Origin of the sequence: Acetobacter sp. DmW_043 (genome assembly GCF_002153485.1) — a bacterium.
Classification (GTDB): Bacteria; Pseudomonadota; Alphaproteobacteria; order Acetobacterales; family Acetobacteraceae; genus Acetobacter; species Acetobacter thailandicus.
The window spans coordinates 70755-90200 of record NZ_JOMN01000016.1 but is presented as its reverse complement, the minus strand read 5'-3'; the positions used below and the strand labels follow the sequence as shown (position 1 = coordinate 90200).

At 50.2% G+C, this 19446-nt stretch carries 18 protein-coding genes and 1 riboswitch; of the genes, 6 read left to right on the top strand and 12 right to left on the bottom strand.

Annotated elements, in window-relative coordinates:
• Positions 1–55 precede the first annotated feature (55 nt).
• Positions 56–199: riboswitch (FMN riboswitch) on the bottom strand.
• A gap of 220 nt (positions 200–419) precedes the next feature.
• Positions 420–1079, top strand: coding sequence for a ubiquinol-cytochrome c reductase iron-sulfur subunit (gene petA, locus HK11_RS06805; protein ID WP_086554595.1), 660 nt, complete (start codon positions 420–422; stop codon positions 1077–1079).
• Positions 1080–1090: 11 nt separating this feature from the next.
• Here the strand turns inward: petA and HK11_RS06800 are convergent, their stop codons facing one another.
• From HK11_RS06800 to HK11_RS06750, 11 genes are all read right to left on the bottom strand, one after another.
• A complete protein-coding gene (locus HK11_RS06800; RefSeq protein ID WP_086554594.1) occupies positions 1091–1579 on the bottom strand; it encodes a TM2 domain-containing protein in 489 nt (162 codons plus the stop codon).
• Positions 1580–1648: 69 nt separating this feature from the next.
• Positions 1649–2020, bottom strand: coding sequence for a hypothetical protein (locus tag HK11_RS06795; RefSeq protein WP_086554593.1), 372 nt, complete (start codon positions 2018–2020; stop codon positions 1649–1651).
• A gap of 472 nt (positions 2021–2492) precedes the next feature.
• Positions 2493–2888, bottom strand: a complete 396-nt coding sequence (locus HK11_RS06790) for a hypothetical protein (RefSeq protein ID WP_086554592.1) — start codon at positions 2886–2888, stop codon at positions 2493–2495.
• A 34-nt stretch (positions 2889–2922) separates the two neighbouring features.
• Positions 2923–3495 (bottom strand): nuclear transport factor 2 family protein, encoded by a 573-nt coding sequence (locus HK11_RS06785; RefSeq protein ID WP_086554591.1) that lies wholly within the window; start codon positions 3493–3495, stop codon positions 2923–2925.
• Between the two features lie 2 nt (positions 3496–3497).
• Entirely contained in the window at positions 3498–4757 is a 1260-nt protein-coding gene (locus tag HK11_RS06780; protein ID WP_086554590.1) for an amidase, read from the bottom strand.
• 39 nt (positions 4758–4796) lie between these two features.
• Entirely contained in the window at positions 4797–5279 is a 483-nt protein-coding gene (locus tag HK11_RS06775) for a flavin reductase family protein (RefSeq protein WP_086554589.1), read from the bottom strand.
• A 51-nt stretch (positions 5280–5330) separates the two neighbouring features.
• The gene (locus tag HK11_RS06770; protein WP_086554588.1) at positions 5331–6290 is read right to left on the bottom strand and encodes a PDR/VanB family oxidoreductase; all 960 of its coding nucleotides are present in this window, start codon (positions 6288–6290) and stop codon (positions 5331–5333) included.
• Complete coding sequence (locus HK11_RS06765) at positions 6287–7018, bottom strand: SDR family NAD(P)-dependent oxidoreductase (RefSeq protein ID WP_086554587.1); 732 nt, start codon at positions 7016–7018, stop codon at positions 6287–6289. The genes HK11_RS06770 and HK11_RS06765 overlap by 4 nt, the downstream gene beginning before the upstream one ends.
• Complete coding sequence (locus tag HK11_RS06760) at positions 7018–7491, bottom strand: aromatic-ring-hydroxylating dioxygenase subunit beta (RefSeq protein WP_086554586.1); 474 nt, start codon at positions 7489–7491, stop codon at positions 7018–7020. Before HK11_RS06760 ends, HK11_RS06765 begins: the two co-directional genes overlap by 1 nt.
• Entirely contained in the window at positions 7488–8768 is a 1281-nt protein-coding gene (locus HK11_RS06755) for a Rieske 2Fe-2S domain-containing protein (RefSeq protein ID WP_086554641.1), read from the bottom strand. Before HK11_RS06755 ends, HK11_RS06760 begins: the two co-directional genes overlap by 4 nt.
• 59 nt (positions 8769–8827) lie before the next feature.
• Positions 8828–9979 carry an acyl-CoA dehydrogenase family protein gene (locus HK11_RS06750; RefSeq protein WP_086554585.1) on the bottom strand — a complete coding sequence of 384 codons (1152 nt, stop codon included), beginning with the start codon at positions 9977–9979 and terminating at the stop codon, positions 8828–8830.
• A 428-nt stretch (positions 9980–10407) separates the two neighbouring features.
• Between HK11_RS06750 and HK11_RS06745 the strand changes: the two genes are divergently transcribed.
• The 3 genes from HK11_RS06745 to HK11_RS06735 all read left to right on the top strand — a co-directional run bounded on the left by HK11_RS06745 (position 10408) and on the right by HK11_RS06735 (position 14672).
• On the top strand, positions 10408–11901 hold the full coding sequence (locus HK11_RS06745) for an aldehyde dehydrogenase family protein (RefSeq protein WP_086554584.1): 1494 nt from the start codon (positions 10408–10410) through the stop codon (positions 11899–11901).
• A 20-nt stretch (positions 11902–11921) separates the two neighbouring features.
• On the top strand, positions 11922–14033 hold the full coding sequence (locus HK11_RS06740) for a PQQ-dependent dehydrogenase, methanol/ethanol family (protein ID WP_086554583.1): 2112 nt from the start codon (positions 11922–11924) through the stop codon (positions 14031–14033).
• A gap of 162 nt (positions 14034–14195) precedes the next feature.
• On the top strand, positions 14196–14672 hold the full coding sequence (locus HK11_RS06735) for a MarR family winged helix-turn-helix transcriptional regulator (protein ID WP_233127632.1): 477 nt from the start codon (positions 14196–14198) through the stop codon (positions 14670–14672).
• 84 nt (positions 14673–14756) lie between these two features.
• Here HK11_RS06735 and HK11_RS06730 read toward each other — a convergent pair whose 3' ends face one another.
• A complete protein-coding gene (locus HK11_RS06730; RefSeq protein WP_086554581.1) occupies positions 14757–16079 on the bottom strand; it encodes an MFS transporter in 1323 nt (440 codons plus the stop codon).
• A gap of 735 nt (positions 16080–16814) precedes the next feature.
• Between HK11_RS06730 and HK11_RS06725 the strand changes: the two genes are divergently transcribed.
• The gene (locus HK11_RS06725; RefSeq protein WP_086554580.1) at positions 16815–18431 is read left to right on the top strand and encodes a carbohydrate porin; all 1617 of its coding nucleotides are present in this window, start codon (positions 16815–16817) and stop codon (positions 18429–18431) included.
• On the top strand, positions 18428–19444 hold the full coding sequence (locus HK11_RS06720) for a ketopantoate reductase family protein (RefSeq protein WP_086554579.1): 1017 nt from the start codon (positions 18428–18430) through the stop codon (positions 19442–19444). Before HK11_RS06725 ends, HK11_RS06720 begins: the two co-directional genes overlap by 4 nt.
• Positions 19445–19446 lie beyond the last annotated feature (2 nt).

Below are 19446 nucleotides of genomic sequence, written 5' to 3'. Positions count from 1 at the left end.
GCACAACAAGAGACACCGCGCCTCTCCGCCACAACAGCAGAAAGGACACCAGTTTCCTCGTTCTCTCTCATCCGGACTTTAACCGTCGGCTCCGGAATTGCACCGGTATCTGCTGACCCTGCCAGAGGCAGGCGCTCGCGGGCTTGTGGACGAACCACTTACCGCCGGTTGGGATTTTCACCTCACCCCGAGAACGTCACACTCACTGAATGTTCCAGCGAATGTATTTTTACAATGGGTATATTTTTCGCAGGTTGCAAGAGCATGACACGGTAAAAGCGGATAAAATAAGATATTCTTATGGCTGTCATTCCCAAACCGGAATAAGAAAATCCCGATAATTCATATCGTCTCCCCTTGCATCAGATAACATTGCATGAAAACTATAATGACCTTCTATGCACAGAAACTGAAACACCATGCCGACACATCCCCCCTCATCTCCTGACGCTCAGGATAAGCAGGACGACACACAAAACCCCTGCCGGCGTGATTTTCTTGAAATGACCGCAATAGCAGGTGCCGTAACAGGTGCCGCAGCCTGTGCTATCCCCTTTCTCCAGGGGCTTCTCCCTCCGGAGAGCTTTTCAGAGCATATGCCTGTGGACATTGACCTGTCGCACCTGACACCAGGAGAGCAGCTCGTCACGACATGGGAGAATAAGCCGGTGTTTATTATACACCGCACCCGCGACGACCTCATCACCCTGCAGGAGAAAAGTCTCAGAGAACAGCTGCGCGACCCTGACTCTCAGGTTCAGCAGCAACCAGCCTATGCCCGCAACTGGCACCGGTCACTCAGCCCTGAATATGGTGTTTACGTTGGCATATGCACGCATCTGGGGTGTGTGCCTTCGTATAGTCCATCTGTCGGTGACAACCCGGAGCAAAATAAGGGGCATTATGTATGCCCCTGCCATGGCTCACATTTCGACCTCGCCGGCAGAGCTTTTAAAAATGCGCCGGCTCCATACAATCTGCCCGTGCCACCTTACAGCATGATATCCCCCACCCACTTAAGGCTTGGTGCCAACCCCGAGGGCGAGACTTTCAGTTTTTCTACGATTGTTCAGATCTGAACGACAGGGAGTTAAAACCAGTCACGCTCCTGCGCGACATAGGTGTCGTAAAACTCCTCATCTGTTTTACAGATATAAATAATAGCTTCAAAAAAAGCGACCGCGTAGATCACAACGCCCGGAAGACCGAGAAAAATAACGCCTACAATGCTGACCAGCAGCATAATGAAGCCTGCTTTTTTGTAGCCCAGATAAAATTTATGAATACCCAGCACACCAAACAGCAGTGCAAGAGCACTGGCTACGACACGGTTTCGGCCCTGAGTAATGGTCATCCCCTGAGATGAGGGTTCTCTCTGTGGAAAATTAACAAGAACGGGCAGGACAAATACAGACGTAGCGGCCTCTCCCTTCACTTCAAAATCAACCCCGGCGCCAGGAATGAGAAGTGAGGTATCAGAATGCACGTCAGCAGACCCAAAATGGTAACGCTGCTCATTATTACCACTAATGAGGCCGTCTCCACTCACAGAATCATATGTAAGAACTGTCCCGCGCATATACACTCACAGAAAATACTATTGTAATTCCTCAATAGCACGAAAAGAGCAGTTTAAATCTAAAAAATGCTATTTACGTAAGTTTTTCTCTCTTCTGATGCGGTAAAGAGTCGGCAGGAGCATAACAGCCGGAACAACAAATATACCAGGCACAACAAGCCAGGGCAGCGCTTCAGATATATCAGCTCTGGCACCCCACAGGGCCCAGCAGCAGGCTGCAGCCCATGTAAACAGATAAACCCACACACCTTCAGGCAAACGGCGGGTAACCAGATAACCCGACGCTGTAAAACCTACGCCCATAAAAAAACAGTAAAATGATTCACCACAAACGATAAAATATACCCCGGCACAGGCAAGGGGAACTCCGAGTATCAGGAGAGTAATAGAAAAAAACTCTACCAGCCACTCATTAACTATTTTGGGAATTTGAATATACATATCTTCTTAAAACCAGAAAACCGTGCTGCCTTTTAAAGCGCAGAAAAACCAGGTCAACCCCCGGCCAGTATTTTATCATGATGCACCTGATCTACATCTTCACTGCGACAAAGTGCGCACCACAATAAAAAATATAATATGTTATTTCGACCTGTTTAAAATAAGATAAATAATCTGCCTTGTTATATAGAAAGTAAGATTATAGTTTATATTAACAAAAAAAAATAATTCATAGTTTTATAAAATAATGCTTTTCATCTTTTATTTATCTGGGTGTGAGTGCGATATTTATGGCTACCACGCATTAATGATTGTAAATAATTAACTCTATAAGCCAAAAATTCAAAGCCGATCACAATATTTTTCATAATTGTAATATGTTGTGATCAACAAGGTAAATCAGGGCACACATAAAAAAAAGCGGAACCTGAAGGCCCCGCTTTTTGTAACACACTACATATGACAGAAAACTTCAAATCGCGAAGAATGTTTCCTGCAGATACTGCCATAGCAAGGGCTGCTCTGCTGTACCTTTACGGAACATAACAGCTGATCCACGCTCATCGCGCTTACCATTCTGTGTCTGAATTTCTTTATAGGTTACAAAATACCCGTCAGAAAATGAAGCTCTGACAACAACATCCTCAATTTCCATTACCAGACCAGGGCGTGAACCAAAAAGCTTCGGCAAAACTTCAGCGAAAGTCTCGCGCGCAACCGGCCGGCCTGCAGCTCCAAGCATAGCATAATCTGGTGTAAAGTGGTTCAGAATAAGCTGAGGGCTGGCCTCACCCTCCCCGCGAAACCAGCTCTGCAATAAAACATGCAGATCAACGATTTCTTTATGTGCCGCAACTTTCAGATCCATAGGTCTCTCTTCTTCTTTGTAATCTTAAAATGACTTACTCTTTCATCAGCACAGAGTAAGTCGGCATACTTTCAACCCAGCCATTTTGAAGCGGGGCAACAAAGACGTTTTCTGTACGGGTACGGGCAATTTTCCATACACCATCAACTTTACGAAACAGGTTGTTCAGCCGGCTTGAGCGCAGCAGTGACGACCCGTCAGAAAAAACCCAGGGCTGGCAATGAATCCACTGCCCATCGGCTTCATCACCCTTTACATGAATCTGCTCAGACGTCAGATAATGCGCGTTCAGCAACAGAGCCGGATCGCGCTTCTGCCCCCAGAACCCGTTGAAGTGGTTACGAATTGCTTCCTTACCAACAGCGCGGCCAAACTGGTTATCGTAATACTCACCAACACCTTCCCAGATTGCATCCTCTGTGTAGAGATCCATAATCAGGTCAATACGCATGGCATCATCTGTAACCCCATATTCAGGGCATGGCGTGTCACACAGGAACATATAGCGCGCCTGAATACGACGAATGTCAGCTTCAGCTTCAAGCACCTCAATACGTCGCTCAAGCGCGCTGAGACGTGTTGTAAAATCTGCCTCATTAACCGTCATCGTTATACATTCCCTTTATTGAAGCAAAGGACAGGCGCAGGCAGCGAAGGCAGAACTGTTTCCGCCCAGGCGGAGTAGTTCAGCAGCTCTTCATCCGCACCAAAGCCTGCGAGCAGCTGTACACCCACCGGCAGGCCATTTTTACCCGTCAGACCAGGCAGTGTGAGTGTTGGCAGGCGCAGCAATGTCCATAACCTGCTGAAAATCGGGCTGCCTGTGCCTTCAGTCAGCAAAGGTGCCTCCCCCGGTGCAGCGGGAGCCAGCATGACAGTGCCGGGTGTTGCAAAAGCTGCTATAGCCTCGCGAAGAGCCTGCGCTTTCTCCAGTGCGGCACGGTATGTTGCGTAGGAAATCTTTTGTCCGGCTTCGAGCAGGCCTGTAATCTGCTGGCTGAGCATGTCGCGCTTATGTGTATATTCCCAGGCAAGAGCCTGTGAGGCCTCATAACTCATAATCGTAATGTGCAAAGCCGCAGCATCAGAAAATACTCGCATATCCAGCTCAGTCACAGGGACATGAGCCCCCATAAGAGCGGCTGCTTTTTCTACCGCATTATGCGTACTCTCATCAGCTTCATCCCAGTGCGGTGTGCGGCACAGCAGCACACGCTCAGGCTTCGTCGCAGCAAGTGTAACAGGTGCAGCAACCGGCCCTTTTAACACCGCATCTGCAAGAGCAGCCGTTGCAACATCCCGCGTCACAGTGCCTAGCGTGTCAAATGATGGTGCCAGACTTTTGACACCTGCAGCGGCATAACGACCATAGCTTGGTTTAAAGCCGACAATACCACAATATGAGGCGGGACGTGTCAGGGAAGCCGCTGTCTGCGAGGCCAGACCAATGTCAACAATACCAGCAGCGACCGCAGCGGCTGAACCTGTTGAAGAGCCGCCAGGCGTATGTGCCGGACCATAAGGATTAACTGTGGCACCAGGGCGGAAAAACGCGAACTCTGTTGTTACTGTTTTACCGGCACAAAGTGCCCCGGCATTACGCAGCTGTGTGACACAGGCTGCATCTGCCCGCGCATAATTCCCTTCATAAATAGCAGAGCCATGACCAGTCACATAACCAGCCATATCAATGATATCTTTTACTCCGACGCTGACCCCTGTCAGCGGACCGGTTTTTGCTGTTGCTGCATCAGAGCGAATACGCACCGGATCATAAGTCGTAAAAGCTTTCACATCAGGCTCGCATGCTTCAAGACGCCTGATAAGAGCCGCAGCATGATCCTGCGATGTCACCTGTGGCTGTGTCATAATCTGTGTCTTCCTGATGGGTAATAAAGGAGTGAAGGCTTATGCAGCGAGGTCGAAAGCACCCCGGAAGTAAACGAGAGGCTGGCTGCTCTGATCCTGATGAAATTCTATGCTTTCAGGCCGCGCCAGAAAGATTTCATGCGTGCCACCACGCAGGGTTTCAACGACACTTACGCTTATCTGCACCAGAGCGTCTTTGACAAAGAAATGCCCGTTCTCATCTCTGACACAATACTGATCGAAGGACTTACCCTCTGACCGGCCGGCAAAATGCATGGCCATGTCTTTCTGATCGCTTCTCAGAATACTGATGCCGAATTTCCCGGTTTCTTCAATCGCACGACAGGTCGCACTTTTATGATGCAGGCAGATCAGCAAAGTCAGCGGATCGAGTGAAACTGAACTAAACGCGCTGATAGTGGCACCACACTCGCCCTCAGTGCCACGCGCGGTAATCACGGCAACACCGGTTGCAAAATGAGACATAGCACTACGAAATGCGTCAGATGTAACCGAAGTCATGATAGTGTATTCCTTTCCCAAAGATACAACTACAGATGTGCATTTTATATTTCAGGCATCAACCACAAGAAGGGGTGAGCGCGAACGTGAGCAGCACAACGCAATCTGATCACTGCGTTCATCATCTGTCAGATATTCGTCACGGTGCTCAGGCTCACCTTCCAGCACGCTGACGACGCAACTGCCACAGATACCCTGCTCACAGCTGACGTTAACTTTAACGCCCACTCTTTTCAGAGCGTTAATGATGGTTTCATCAGGTTTAACCTCAACCCTCACGCCTGACTTAGCGGCAAGAACCTCAAAGCTTTCACCACCCGTAACAGGCTCAGCAGAAAAGGCCTCACGGTGCAGGTTCGATCCGGCATAACCCAGTGTTTCGCCTGCTGTAAAAACGGCATCCATCAGACCAGCCGGACCACAGGTGTAAACATGCGTCCGGGTTTTATCAGCGACACCACCGAGTGCCTCACCCGGAGAGAATAACGCATTCTCAGGCTGGCTGCAGTCATGAACAACAACTGAATCAGCAAACGGTAACGAAGCCAGAAAAGGTGCAAAAACCGGGCTGCGTGCTGCATAATGCAGTGCAAATGATGTGCCTCGGTCATAAAGCTCGTAAGCCATCGCAATGAGAGGCGTAATACCAATACCGCCACCCACCAGCACAGCATGTGTGCCATCTTTTGCCAGCGGGAAAAGATTACGTGGTGCACCAATCGTCAGCGTCGCACCAGGCTTTACAGTAGCGTGCACCGCACGTGACCCGCCCCGTGAGGCAGGTTCGAGCAAAACTGCCAGACGATAACACGAACGGTCTGCCGGATTACCGCACAGAGAGTACTGACGCACAATATCATCGCCGAGAAACAGGTCCACATGTGCTCCTGCCTCCCACTCCGGCATGGGCGAAGCATCGGGCATACTTACGGAAAACGACAGTACGTCACCAAGCTGTTCAACACTGTTCACTTTAACCGCAAAAGACTGCGGAACCTGTCTGTCTGTCATCGCATATAAAGTCCGCTGTTAATGTCGATAATAGAGCCGGTCATTGCCCCGGCATCAGGACGGGCCATTTCAGCCACCATTCGCGCCACGGTTTCCGGCCGTCCGGGTTCACCTGTGGGCAGGCTGGCAAAGGCTCGCTTTGCGTTTTCTGCCCCGATTGTTTCAGCAACTGACGGCAGGTCAAGCGGGCCAGGGGCTATAGCATTAACGGTAATACCGTGTGGTGCCAGGTCACGGGCAAACACTTTTGTCAGTGTATGCACCGCTCCCTTTGATGCGGCATAATGTGCCCCTGTTGCTGTGCCACCGTTCTGCCCGGCAAGAGAGCCGATATTGACAATGCGGCCGCTTTTATCAGCAGCACGCAGACGTCGTGCAAAACGCTGACTGACCAGAAATGTGCCGCGAAGATTAACCGAAACAATGCTGTCAAAGCTGCCCATGCTAATTTCGAGCAGTTTTTCTGCTTTCATAATGGCTGCATTATTGACCAGCAGCCAGGGCAGGCCACAACGCTGCTCAACGACATCGAGAGCTTCTTCAACCGCAGATTCAGATGAGACATCAAGCGTAATGGCTATCGCCTGATCGCCAATCTCACCAGCTGTTTCCTGGGCCTGAGCTCCATCAATATCAGCAATAACAACCTTATACCCTTCAGAGACCAGGTGCCGCGCAATGCAGGCACCCAGCCCCTTACCACCACCGGTGATAAGAGCGACGGGCATCAAAGGATGTAGCTCACAGCGGTCAGAGCTTCAGTCGATGTCAGGAGGCTGACGATTTTACGATCAATTTTGAGACCAGCATCAGTTTTTACCAGATGGAAGGTCACATTAGCTGAGTAATAGCGCTCACGCCCCTGACGCAGCTCTGTGAGCATCTGTGCGCAGCGCACAACACATTTTGTCTCATCAGCCTCAAGCATGCGATAACGCCCGTGCATGCGCACCGTGCGTGCCGGTGGCATGGCTGAAATAGCACGGCCACCCAGCAGACGCGTCACACGGTTCTGACGCATTTCTGCATTATCATATGCATAATTCAGTGTTTTTTCATAATCCGTTGCATCCGGATCAATCGGAACAATATAGAGACCTTCAGGCGTGTAGAGAGACAGCCACTCTTTAAACTGACCATAGTCAAGCAGGTCGGCCTCAAGAGTAATGAACTCAATTGCATCGTTGAGAGTAATGCTCATTGTGCAGCCTCCTCAGCAGCAGTTTCACAGGTCAGGTCAACCAGCCACTGCTTGTAGGCAGCGCGCATGCCGGTTTCAGCAGTGACATCACTGAACAGGTTACCGCTTTCACGCTTTGCTTCATGGTCAAGACCACGGTTAAGCAGAATGTCGATGTTATAACCGGCCAGAGCACCACGCTGCACACGGTCCCAGGCTTCAGAATCATCAGGCGTACCAAAACCCATCGGCCCCTGGAAATGCTCATGCAGGCGCAGACGCACTTCGTTAGCAATATCAGGCCCGCCATCCATACCAATCGCGATATGACGTATTTCTGTCTGATCAACAGCAAGCGGACGCAGCACACGGAAGAAAGCCATTGAGCAGGCGACATTAGGATAGAGGTTAAGGTTAAAGCCTGAACCACCAACGGCTCTTACGATCTGCCTTACTTTCTCAGGCGGATAGTCTTTAGAAAGAGCATCTGCCAGCTCCTGAAAACGCTCCGGAACAGGCGCATCAAGATTTTCTTCAAGGTCAATCAGCTCAGGGATCATGACCATCACAGAGTGACCATTACCCAGATCTTCAACAAAACCATCGCCTTCAACAAAGTCGAAGATATTCTGTGTTTCGTTATCAACGGAATCAAGGAATGATTTATGAACAATCGGGAAATGATAAGCATCGGTCGTGTTTTCGAGCTGAATTTTCCAGTTGCCAGGGAAAGTAAATTTATGCTCACCCATGGTTTTAACCGGCCAGCCTGCACCCTGCTTCATAAACAGGTCGATCCAGATTTTTGCCGGGCCAAGCCATTCGTCAAGCGGCATAATATCCTGGTTAAACGTCGCAAAAATCATACCGTTATATTCTGCAACCTTTAAAGACACGAGCGGCAGTTTGCTCTTATCCAGGCTCTCACCATAGCCTTTGGGCTGGGGCACAGCACGCAAAGCACCATCCTGCCCATAAGCCCAGCCATGATAAGGGCAGACAAAGCTGGCTGTTTTGCCACTTTTATGCTCACACACCGTTGCTCCGCGATGGCGGCAGCGGTTCAGCAGCACATGCAGCTCACCCTTACGGTCGCGTGAGACAATAACAGGATGCTGACCGATGAAGGTGGTTATAAAGCTTCCTGGTTCAGGCAGGTCACTGCGATGCGCAACCCATATCCAGTTACGCTTAAAAATACTGTCCATCTCCATATCATAGAGAGCGGCATTATTATAAATTGAACCATCCGCACGGTCTTCATTTACCAGGGATGCGGGATCTGGAAGAATGGTCATATTTTTCATCCTTACTCTGTATAGTCAGGCATATTGCGACGTGTCTGGCCCTGGAAGCCTCAGGGGTAACCGGGCCGTCCCCCGCGTCCAAGTTCTACTTTTCCGGCTGCTTCATAATTGCCGGAAGCCATAAAGGCATGCTGTGCAACGACTGCGCAGTCCTGCAGGCAGCGACCCAGAATATGGTCAGCCTGAACAGCGGCAATCCCACCGATTGTGAAACATTTACGGGCCACGCTGAAAGAAGCCTGAGCAGCATGAGTTGCAGCCAGACGCACAGCATTTGCATCTGCTTCGGTGGCACTCTCTCCTGCACTCAGGCGCGCCCAGACGTTATGGGTTGTCTCATAAAAAAGCGCACGGGCGGCAGACAGCTCTGCCTCAGCCTCACCCACCAGCAACTGCACATAAGGGCGGTCACCCAGAGCCGGCGCACCGGTGATAGAGCGACGCTCTCCCATAATAAGAACTTCGTTAAGAGCACGCCGGGCACAACCCAGCCCGACCACACTCAGCACCTGAGCTGCAAGAGCAAGAGAGGGGTAAGCATAAAGCGGGCTTTCAAGAGTGGGCTTACCACCGCGGGTAAATGTCCATTCTTCTGATACAAAGACTTTATCCACGACCACATCATGGCTGCCTGTTGCGCTCAGACCAATTGTGTTCCAGGTTTCATCAATCGTTACTGCAGAAGCTGGCATAACAGCCGTGCGGGGCAACCCGCTGCTTTCACCTTCTACGGCGATACCGACACCAATCATCGATGCTCCGGTGCACCCGCTGGCATAAGGCCAGCGACCACTCACCACAAAACCACCGTCACCAGCCTGCACTTTTTGCGGCGGGAAGATAGCGCCGGCAAACACGACATCCGGCCCGTCGGCATAAAATTTATGCAGGGTTTCAAGCGGTAAAGCTGCAAGATACGTTGCTGACACACCAAAGCTTGCCACCCAGCCGCATGAGGCATCGGCTTCAGCTATTGTCTCTACGAGGCCAAGAAAATCAGCCGGACCAAGCTCGAGGCCACCAAACTGTTTTAAAACCAGAGCACGATACACACCAATAGTGCGAAATCTGTTTACAATATCCTGAGGAATACGGCGCATGGCGCGATAATCGAGGGCATTTTTCCGGATGATCGCCAGCGTCTCTTCAAGGACACCGCCTTCCAGAAATACCTCTGCCGCCCGGGGAGAATTATTAAGCATCTGTATATTCTCGATCAGTCACGGGAACAGGTGTTCTGCCCCTCAGTTCACCATGGACTTGCGGAACAGACTGCTCCGTGTCCTCTGATTTTTGTCTACGTTATATTGCTATCCATTTCAAGTAATTTTTCTATCGATATCGAATCGATTTTAGCGAACATCTTTTCGTTTAAAGTGCCGGATTAATCACCATTTTTACGAATCAAACTCAGAAAAACCCTTTATTTTTAATTGTAAAAAATAGTTTAAGTTCTTTCGGCCACATTAAAATAAACTCTGCGGCGCAGTTTCCTGCACCTTCTGTAAAAAACAAAATTTTATACATGAACATTCTCTTGAAAATGAAAATTATCACCCTTAATGTCATTGCTGTTTCGATATAATACATCCCCCGACCGGACCACCCCCATCATCATAAAGGTCGTGCCATGCCTGAAATTTCTATTTTGCCTGCCGTCCAGACTTTTATAGAGCAGACACACCAGCTCTATATTGATGGCCGCTATACACCGGCGCAAAGCACTGACACGCTTGCTGTATTCAACCCGGCTACAGGCCAGCAAATCAGCTCCGTTCCCAATGCTTCAGCAGAAGATGTTAATCGTGCTGTTACTTCAGCGCACAAGGCATTCACATCAGGTGTGTGGCGCAACCTGCCCCCCTGCGCACGTGAAGCCACCCTCCTTAAACTCGCAACTCTGGTCGAACGCGACGCAGAAATTCTGGCGCAGCTGGAAACTCTTGAGCAAGGGCAGTCTGTCGTTCTGTCACGCATTCTCGAAGCCGGTGGTGCGTGTAACTGGATACGTTATGTTGCCGGACTTTCTACTAAAATCACCGGTCAGACACTGGATGTTTCCATACCTCTCCCACCCGGGGCACGTTATACAGCCATGACCCGTAAGGAGCCCGTGGGCGTTGTCGCGGGTATTGTGCCATGGAACTTCCCTCTGTTAATCGCTGTGTGGAAAGTCCTGCCGGCACTGGCTGCCGGCTGCTGCGTTGTCGCCAAACCTGCTGACACTACTCCGCTGACGCTCCTTTATCTGGCGCATCTGGCAACTGAAGCCGGCGTGCCAGACGGAGTTTTTAATGTTGTCACCGGTGCAGGCACAACAACCGGTGATGCGCTTATCCGTCATCCGCAAATTGCAAAAATCAGCTTTACCGGCTCAACTCCTGTCGGCAAACATATTGCTGCTGTCAGCGCGGATCGCCTGACCCGCCTCTCTCTCGAACTGGGAGGGAAAAACCCGGCTCTGGTGCTGGCTGATGCCGACCCTGAGCAGGTCATTTCAGGCCTTGCTATGGCAGGCTATATAAACCAGGGGCAGGTCTGTGCCGCCTGCTCACGCGTATATATTGAAGGCCCTTTGTTTGATACCATTGCCGAAGGCCTGAAAAATGCTTTAGCCAGCATGAAACCCGGCCCCGGCATGGATGAAACAACACAGATTAATCCGGTTGCTTCTCTGGCTCACCAGCAAAAAGTTCTCAGCTATATTCAGGATGCCGTTAATGCAGGCGCTGACATTGCATGGGGACAGGAGCCACCACAAAATGGCGGTTTTTATGTACGCCCGGCCCTGATCCTCAATCCGGACCCATCACTCAGACTTGCACGAGAAGAAGTGTTCGGACCTGTCATGACCCTTACACGCGTAGAAAGCGCTGAAGAAGGCCTGGCTTTAGCCAATGACTGCGAGTTTGGGCTTGCAGCCAGTGTCTGGACCCGCAGCCTGGCACAGGCAATGGAGCTGCCGCCTCGCATGCAGGCCGGCACCGTATGGGTTAACAGCCACGTTATGATCGACCCCAACATGCCTTTTGGCGGCGTTAAAAACTCTGGCCTTGGCAAAGATTTTGGCACCGGCTGGCTCGATGCTTTTACAGAAACAAAGGCGATCTGCATCCGCCACTAACAGAAAAGGTTTATTCCGCTATGCGTCGCCCCCTCTCCTTTTCTGCCCGGCGCCGCCTTTCAGGGCTTGGTGCCGCCATCGCTCTGAGTGCAGCTGCCCCCGCGGCTGCACAAACTCCGGAGCCTGCTGCTGCAAACTGGCCTATGCATGGCCGCACAACGACTGAGCAACGTTTCAGCCCGCTGAAGCAGATTAATACCGAAACAATTTCCCGCCTTGGCCTGGCCTGGTATCAGGACTTTGACACCCTGCGGGGCCAGGAAGGCACCCCCCTGGTTATTGACGGGGTGATGTATGTCACCACTAACTGGAGCAAGGTAGAGGCTGTTAAAGCTGATACCGGTGAAGTTTTATGGCGCTATGACCCGCGTGTACCTGGCAATATTGCCGTGCGCGGGTGCTGTGATACGGTCAACCGCGGAGCAGCTTACTCTGACGGTCGTGTTTTTGTTGGCACTTACGACGGCCGCCTTCAGGCACTGGATGCAAAAACCGGCACCCTGCTGTGGAGCGTCAACACCATACCTGAAGAAGCCACGCTGGGTGGCATTCGCTCCTACACCATTGATGGTGCACCCCGCGTAGCCAAAGGCGTTGTGATTATCGGCAACGGCGGCTCAGAATTTGGTGCGCGAGGCTTTGTCTCTGGCTTTGATGCGAAAACCGGTGCGCTGAAATGGCGTTTTTACACTGTTCCGGCCCCTGGCAACAAACCAGATGGTGCAGCATCAGACAGCGTGCTGCACAACAAAGTTTACAAAACATGGAGCCCGACCGGGGCCTGGACGCAATCTGGCGGTGGTGGCACCGTATGGGATTCTATCGTCTATGACCCTGAGACCGACCTCGTTTATCTGGGCGTTGGCAATGGCTCACCCTGGAACTACAGCATACGTTCAAACGGCACAGGCGATAACCTCTTCCTTGGAAGCATTGTTGCCGTTCGGCCAGAAACTGGTGAGTATGTATGGCATTTTCAGGAAACACCAATGGACCAGTGGGACTTTACAGCCTCACAGCCCATGATGATTCTTGACCTGACCATTAACGGACAGAAACGCCACGTGCTGGCACAGGCGCCTAAAAACGGCTTTTTTTATCTGCTTGACGCCGCCACAGGTGAATTTATTTCTGCTACACCTTATACATTCCTCAACTGGGCGAAGGGTGTAGACCCGAAAACAGGCCGGCCTAACTTTGTGCCTGATGCTTTATGGTCACTCACAGGCAAAACATGGATGGGTATTCCCGGCTCGCTGGGAGGACATAACTGGGCTCCTATGGCTTATAGCCCTGACACCGGCTATGTTTATATACCAGCACAGCAGCTGCCAGAACCATTCCACACCGAGAAGAACTTTAAGCTCCATAAAATGGGCGTTAATCTCGGCATTGATATGGCTGGCCTGCCAGATGACCAGAAGATTATCGATGCCGTTGACAGTGGCCTGAAAGGCTGGCTTGAGGCATGGGACCCCGTTGCCCGCAAAGTTGCCTTTACTGTGCCACATGCAACACCATGGAACGGTGGTGTACTGGCAACAGCAGGTAACCTGGTGTTTCAGGGGCTGGCTACGGGCGGGTTTGAGGCATATGACGCCCGCACCGGTAAACCTCTCTACCACTTTGATGCTCATAGCGGCATTGTAGCGCCACCGGTCTCTTACGCTGTGAATGGCCGTCAGTATATTGCCGTTGAAGTGGGCTGGGGTGGTGTATTCCCCCTGATGGGTGGTGCCATGGCGCGCTATGCCAATAAAAGCGTTAACCACTCCCGCCTGCTGGTGTTTGCTCTGGACGGAAAAGAAATTCTGCCCCAGGAGACACATACCGGCCAGATACCCATTCGCACAACGGCAACATTTGACCCTGCACATGCAACCAGAGGGTATGACCTTTACCAGCATTTCTGCATGGCCTGTCACGGCGACAATGCTGTTGCCGGCGGCGTACTGCCTGACCTGCGCTCATCAGGCACGCTGGACAGCAAAGAGGGTTTTTATGCCGTTGTGGGCCGTGGCGCACTTGAAAACTATGGCATGGTGGGCTTTTCAAAAGTCTTAACCCCACAGGATATCGACGACATCCGGCAGTTTTTAATTCGCCGTTCACTCTCTCAGAAACCTCAGTAATATCAGCCATAATCACCATCATTAAGTGTTAAGGAGGCTGCGCAGCACCCCTCCTTAACACCCTGGCTGACTGCTGCACGCAGCAAACTTCTATAAGATAACTTCACACACCCCGGTAAAAACGCTAGGGAGAAGGCAATATTCAGGAAAGTGAGACGTGCAGTGATCAGAAAAAAGACCAGCAAGACATGGCGCTCTGCTGACCCCCAGGACCCTCTGTTTTCTGCTGACTCCTCACCTTTTTTTCACCTGGCCCGACTGGTGGGGCTGTATCAGCTCCGCATGGATACACACCTCAAGCGTGTGGGGATGGATATGTCGCGCTGGCGTGTGCTTGCCATTCTGCATGAAGAAGAATGTGCCCCGATGAGCCGCATTGCCGAGCTGGCAGTGTTTCGCATCTCAACAACGACCAAGCTGATCTACCGTATGGAAAATGAAGGCCTGACGAGCACATCTGTCTCAGAGCAGGATGGCCGCGTGACGGAAGTACGCCTGACCAGTAAAGGACGTGAAGCCTTTGAGGGAGTGCGCTCTGTTGCCTCGCTCATTTTCGAACGCGCTTTTCATGACTGCGATGATGATGAGATACAAACTCTCCTCAAAATCTGCCGTAAACTATATAACAATCTTTATTAAAAAAATGGCCCCTGCATTTAAGGTAAAATTATTACCCGCAATACAAAGGCCACTATATACTCTTTAATTTTTAACAGACCCTCTTCAGGCTGTCTGTTCTCTCACCCCCGTGCTTACTGCGTCGTAAACATGCTGATGGTGCTGCTGCGCACCATAAAGCCTGCGATATGACGGCATGCATAGCAGCAACAGAACACCACCCAGAACACTGGCTGTGCCGGCAACAATTGCCATAGACAAACCAATGGCAAGCGGTGACTGAAACACCCTGTCATTAAGCATACCGATCAGAATTGACCCGCCTGACAACCCACCTATCGCGTTACAAAACAACATAGTGGCTGAGAAACGTGCCCGCATCGGCACCGGCACCACAATCTGAAGCACAGTTGCTGATGGTGGCATGGGGAAAGAAGCAAAAAAGAATGCCAGTGCAAAACATGGCACCGCCAGATGACGGTCAGTTGTCAGAACACTGATAACCAGAGGCACACACGCAAGGAACGCGCCTGTAACAGCAACAATCTGCGATGCACAGACCACACCACGGTGTGTCAGATAGTCAATACAGCGCCCGCTGGTAAACACCCCTGCACTGCCGCAGATAATAACAATACTGCCCAGTACCAGGCCAAGCTCTGTGTGGCTCATATGGTGGATACGCATCATCTGTGCTGGCATCCAGCTAAACAGAGAAAACAATGTCACAGCCAGCAGGGTGTAACCCAGCATATGCAGGCTGAAAAACATTTTATGCTGCCGGAAAAAAGCAATGGCCTGTGCCGCAGGTACGTGCGGCCCGGCAACACGACGCTGAGCCGGCTCGCGCACACTTGTCGCAATGATCAGCCCCAGAAGCAAACCAGGCAAACCAACAACCAGAAAGCACACCTGCCAGGCATGAAGAGAGGTCATGTTATAATGCTGCGCAACACTTAGCAGGCTGCCACCAAACAGAAATGCACAGCCCGAACCGAGAAAAGACCCCAGAAAAAAAACTGAGAGTGTACCTGCCAGTTTTTCTTTTGGTACAATATCAGCCAGATAGGAATAAACAGCCGGGGCAAGAGCGGCCTCTCCCAGCCCGACAAGCACGCGACACGTAAAAAGCGACCAGAAACCGTTACAAAGACCACAGGCCATTGTTGCAAGGCTCCACAGAATGACGCCTGCCACAATAATAGGCGGGCGAGGCTTGCGGTCACTCAGACTGGCCAGCGGAAAACCAAGGACAGCATACAGAAGAGAAAATGCCAGGCCATTAAGGCAGGCAAACTGCGTATCACCCAGATGCAAATCCGCCTGTATCGGACCAATCAGCAAAGAAAGAATCTGCCTGTCTATATAAGACAACAGATAAGCCAGCATAAATAACGTAATGGCATTCGCCTGCCGCAATCGGCTCATCCCTGGTCTCCATGTCACATAAGATCAGAGCAAAGTAAGGACTGTCATCTCCTGGGCTGATAACATAGTGACCTGTGCAGGCATGACATCAGAACAAGCCCTGCAAAAGAGCATGGTTCACACCACCATCACAGTTGATATTTCACGTAATTATCTTTGAAGAAGAGAGCCTGGAATTTAATTTTCCTTACACTTGCTCTGTTAATTTCGATATCAAAATGAGAACAGAAGCCACCTCCTTTTGTCAATCTATTTTCATTAATGATGAGATAAAAAAAGGATAAAAAAATTATTTATCCTATTAATTTAATTAAATTTTTTGTTTTTATAAAACATTTTTCAGAATAAAAAAAAATCTGAGTTTTTTATTTCCCAAAACAAAATTTTCTCATTTTTTTTGCCCGACATTCGATATAAAAAAAAATGACAGAAAAAATTATTCAGCAAAAACATATTCTTTTTTTAATTTGAAACTTCACTAGAATCATCTTCTATAATGGAATCGAAACGATTCACAGCAACCCCTTCTGTCCTGACATACGTTTGCCTTCACTGTTTATGAAAAAAACTCTCGCCGGTTTTTTAGCCAGTGCCTGGCACACGACAAAACGGAGCCTTTGAAAATGATACTTTTTTCATCCACTCCACGCCCCTCCCGCCTTTAATTCATTTCGACATAAAAACATTCTTAACACTCATCTTCCCGCCCCTTCTTCTGACGGAGTTTTTTAAATCATGCAGCGCATCATCAAGATACTCTGCACCTGTAGTGTCATTTCAGGCGCTGCAGGCGTACTTCCCGCAATGGCCAGTACAAATCCGCCAGTTACGCATACACATTCCGCTAACTCGCACCTGCATCGTCATATGCTTGTTGCCGGCAATACACATTCAACAACACACACAATAGCTGATGCAGGCCATGTAAACTTAACCCCTGCTGATCAGTTACCTGCAGTCGATGCGTCGGGGCAGCCGGTTAACGTTATCGGGCGCCATACGCATACAAATAACGGCAATGATTTTCTGGCTGCACCTAATAACCTCAGCCCTAAAATTTTACCCTCAGTGCCCGTTTCAACTATGGCCGGCACCCCTGTTAAAAAAGGCTTTTTCTATAACGTTCTGAAGCCGCTTAAAGATTACGGTATTACATTTCATGCTTTGCTGATCGATAACTTTGTCAGCAACGTTCAGGGTGGCGTGAAGCAGGGGTCACGCCTGCAAAACGCCCTGGGTGTTGTTGAAACAAACATCGACCTTAACAAGCTCATTGGCTGGAAAGGAGCTCAGATACATTTTGGCGAGGATTTCTTCTTCCTTCGTGATAATGACAAGCACTGGTCGCAGCAGGTTGGTGACAACACCCTGGGCTATCAGCCCCCTCACCTTTTCCGTGGCAACTATCTGAGTGAACTGACACTCGATCAGAAGCTTTTCAGCGACAAGCTCGAAATTGAAGCCGGCCGTGCAAACATCTCACGTTATTTCCTTATCCCGAACTGTAATCAGATCCTGACCTGCTTTAAAGATGTCTGGTCACAGGATGCTGGCATCAGCACCTTTGTGTTCGCAACATGGTCAGGCCATGCGATCTACCACATCACAAAATCATGGTACTTTCAGGCAGCAGCAACCGAAGTTAACAAAACCATCTATTATCAGAACGGCTGGAACTGGAACACAGATACAGCAACCGGTGCCACCGGCGTTGGTGAGATCGGGTATAAACGCGGCTTTGACGAAACAGCTTACCCGTCCATGTATGAATTTCTGGGATATTATAATTCATCAGCGACAACCACTACGGCACGCGCAACGACTGCATCAGGCGGCAGCTGGAAAGCAACGCAGCATACCGGCGGCATGTCAGGTATTTTCTTCACCGGGCAGCAATATATCTGGCGTGCAGACCATGGCACCACACGTGACCCGCATAATATGGCTGTTGCTATTTATGGTGGTGCAGGAACAGATTTTCAAAGCTACGCCCCTGTTAAAGCAGAAGCCTACCTTGGTGCATTTGTTCAGGCTCCTTTCAAATCACATCCTCTTGATACCTACGGTGTTCAGCTGCACTGGACCAAGCTTGGCTCACGTGAGACGCAGTTTCTGGCTGAAGCCAACAAAGCCAGCGGTGGTGATGGTAAAGCACCAAGTGCCGCGCACCTGGTTGCTGATATCCATGCTCACGTTTTCCTCTTCCCTAATGTTGCGATTGAACCAAGCCTGCAATACGCTATCAACCCCAATACCTACTATGCGCCTATGACTGCAAAACATCCCCGTGATGCTCTTGAAGTTGGTGCAACACTCTTTGTTTATCTCGATAAAATGGCAGGTTTCCCATGATAGAAAAGCTCTCAGGACCAGCTCAATTTCCGCCTCGTGTCTGCATTGCCGGCATGGGAGGAATTGGCGGGTTACTGGCGGCACATCTGAATGAGCTGACACTCGACCTGTCTGTCGTCGCACGCGGAGAAACCCTCCGCGTGTTACGTCATGAAGGGTTATACTGCTCAAACGAAAACACTACATCACATCACAGACTTCAGGCCGACAGCCGCGCCCCTGACACCATTCAGGATCTGATTATACTATGTGGAAAATATCACCAGCTCTCTGGCCTGCTTGACACGGTTAAACATGCCATTGGCCCGCATACAAAAATCATACCAGTTGTAAACGGCTTCCCCTGGTGGATGGCACACCCTGAAACACAGGCAATCCTGCAACCGGCACTTGACCCGGAGGGAACACTTAGCCAGCTCAGCCGTAATACATTATGTGGATGCGTAGCCTATACTTTTGCTCAGGTTGAAGCACCGGGGCATATCAGGGTGGCAGGTATCCCGCACTTTACGCTTGGCGATGTCGAAAAAGGCAGTGGGTGCGCTGAAGATATTCTGAATATTTTCCATGAAAACAACAGTATTTTTTATAAAAGTGAGGATATCAGGAGAGATCTGTGGGCCAAATTATCCCTTAATGTTTCAACTAATCCGCTCTCGGTTATGTTTGAGGCCAGCCTGCACGAACTGACAACATCACCTGACGCTGTAAAACTGGCACTCAGCAGCCTTAATGAAATGCAAAATCTTGGCCGGGCTTATGGCCTCTCAGACCTGCCACCGACAGAGGCACTAATGAGCAAAATCGTGCAGGGCGGCAGGCATCCTACCTCTATGTTGCAGGATTACCGACATAACCGCCCGCTGGAACTATCCGCTATGGGAGACGCCATTCTCCTCCTTGCGCGACACTACAATGTTTCCATGCCTGTGACTGAAACTGTGCTCACTCTGACCAGGCGCAAGGCCGCCATAAAGCAAAACCTTTCTGCTGCGGCAGCATATAAGGACTAAAA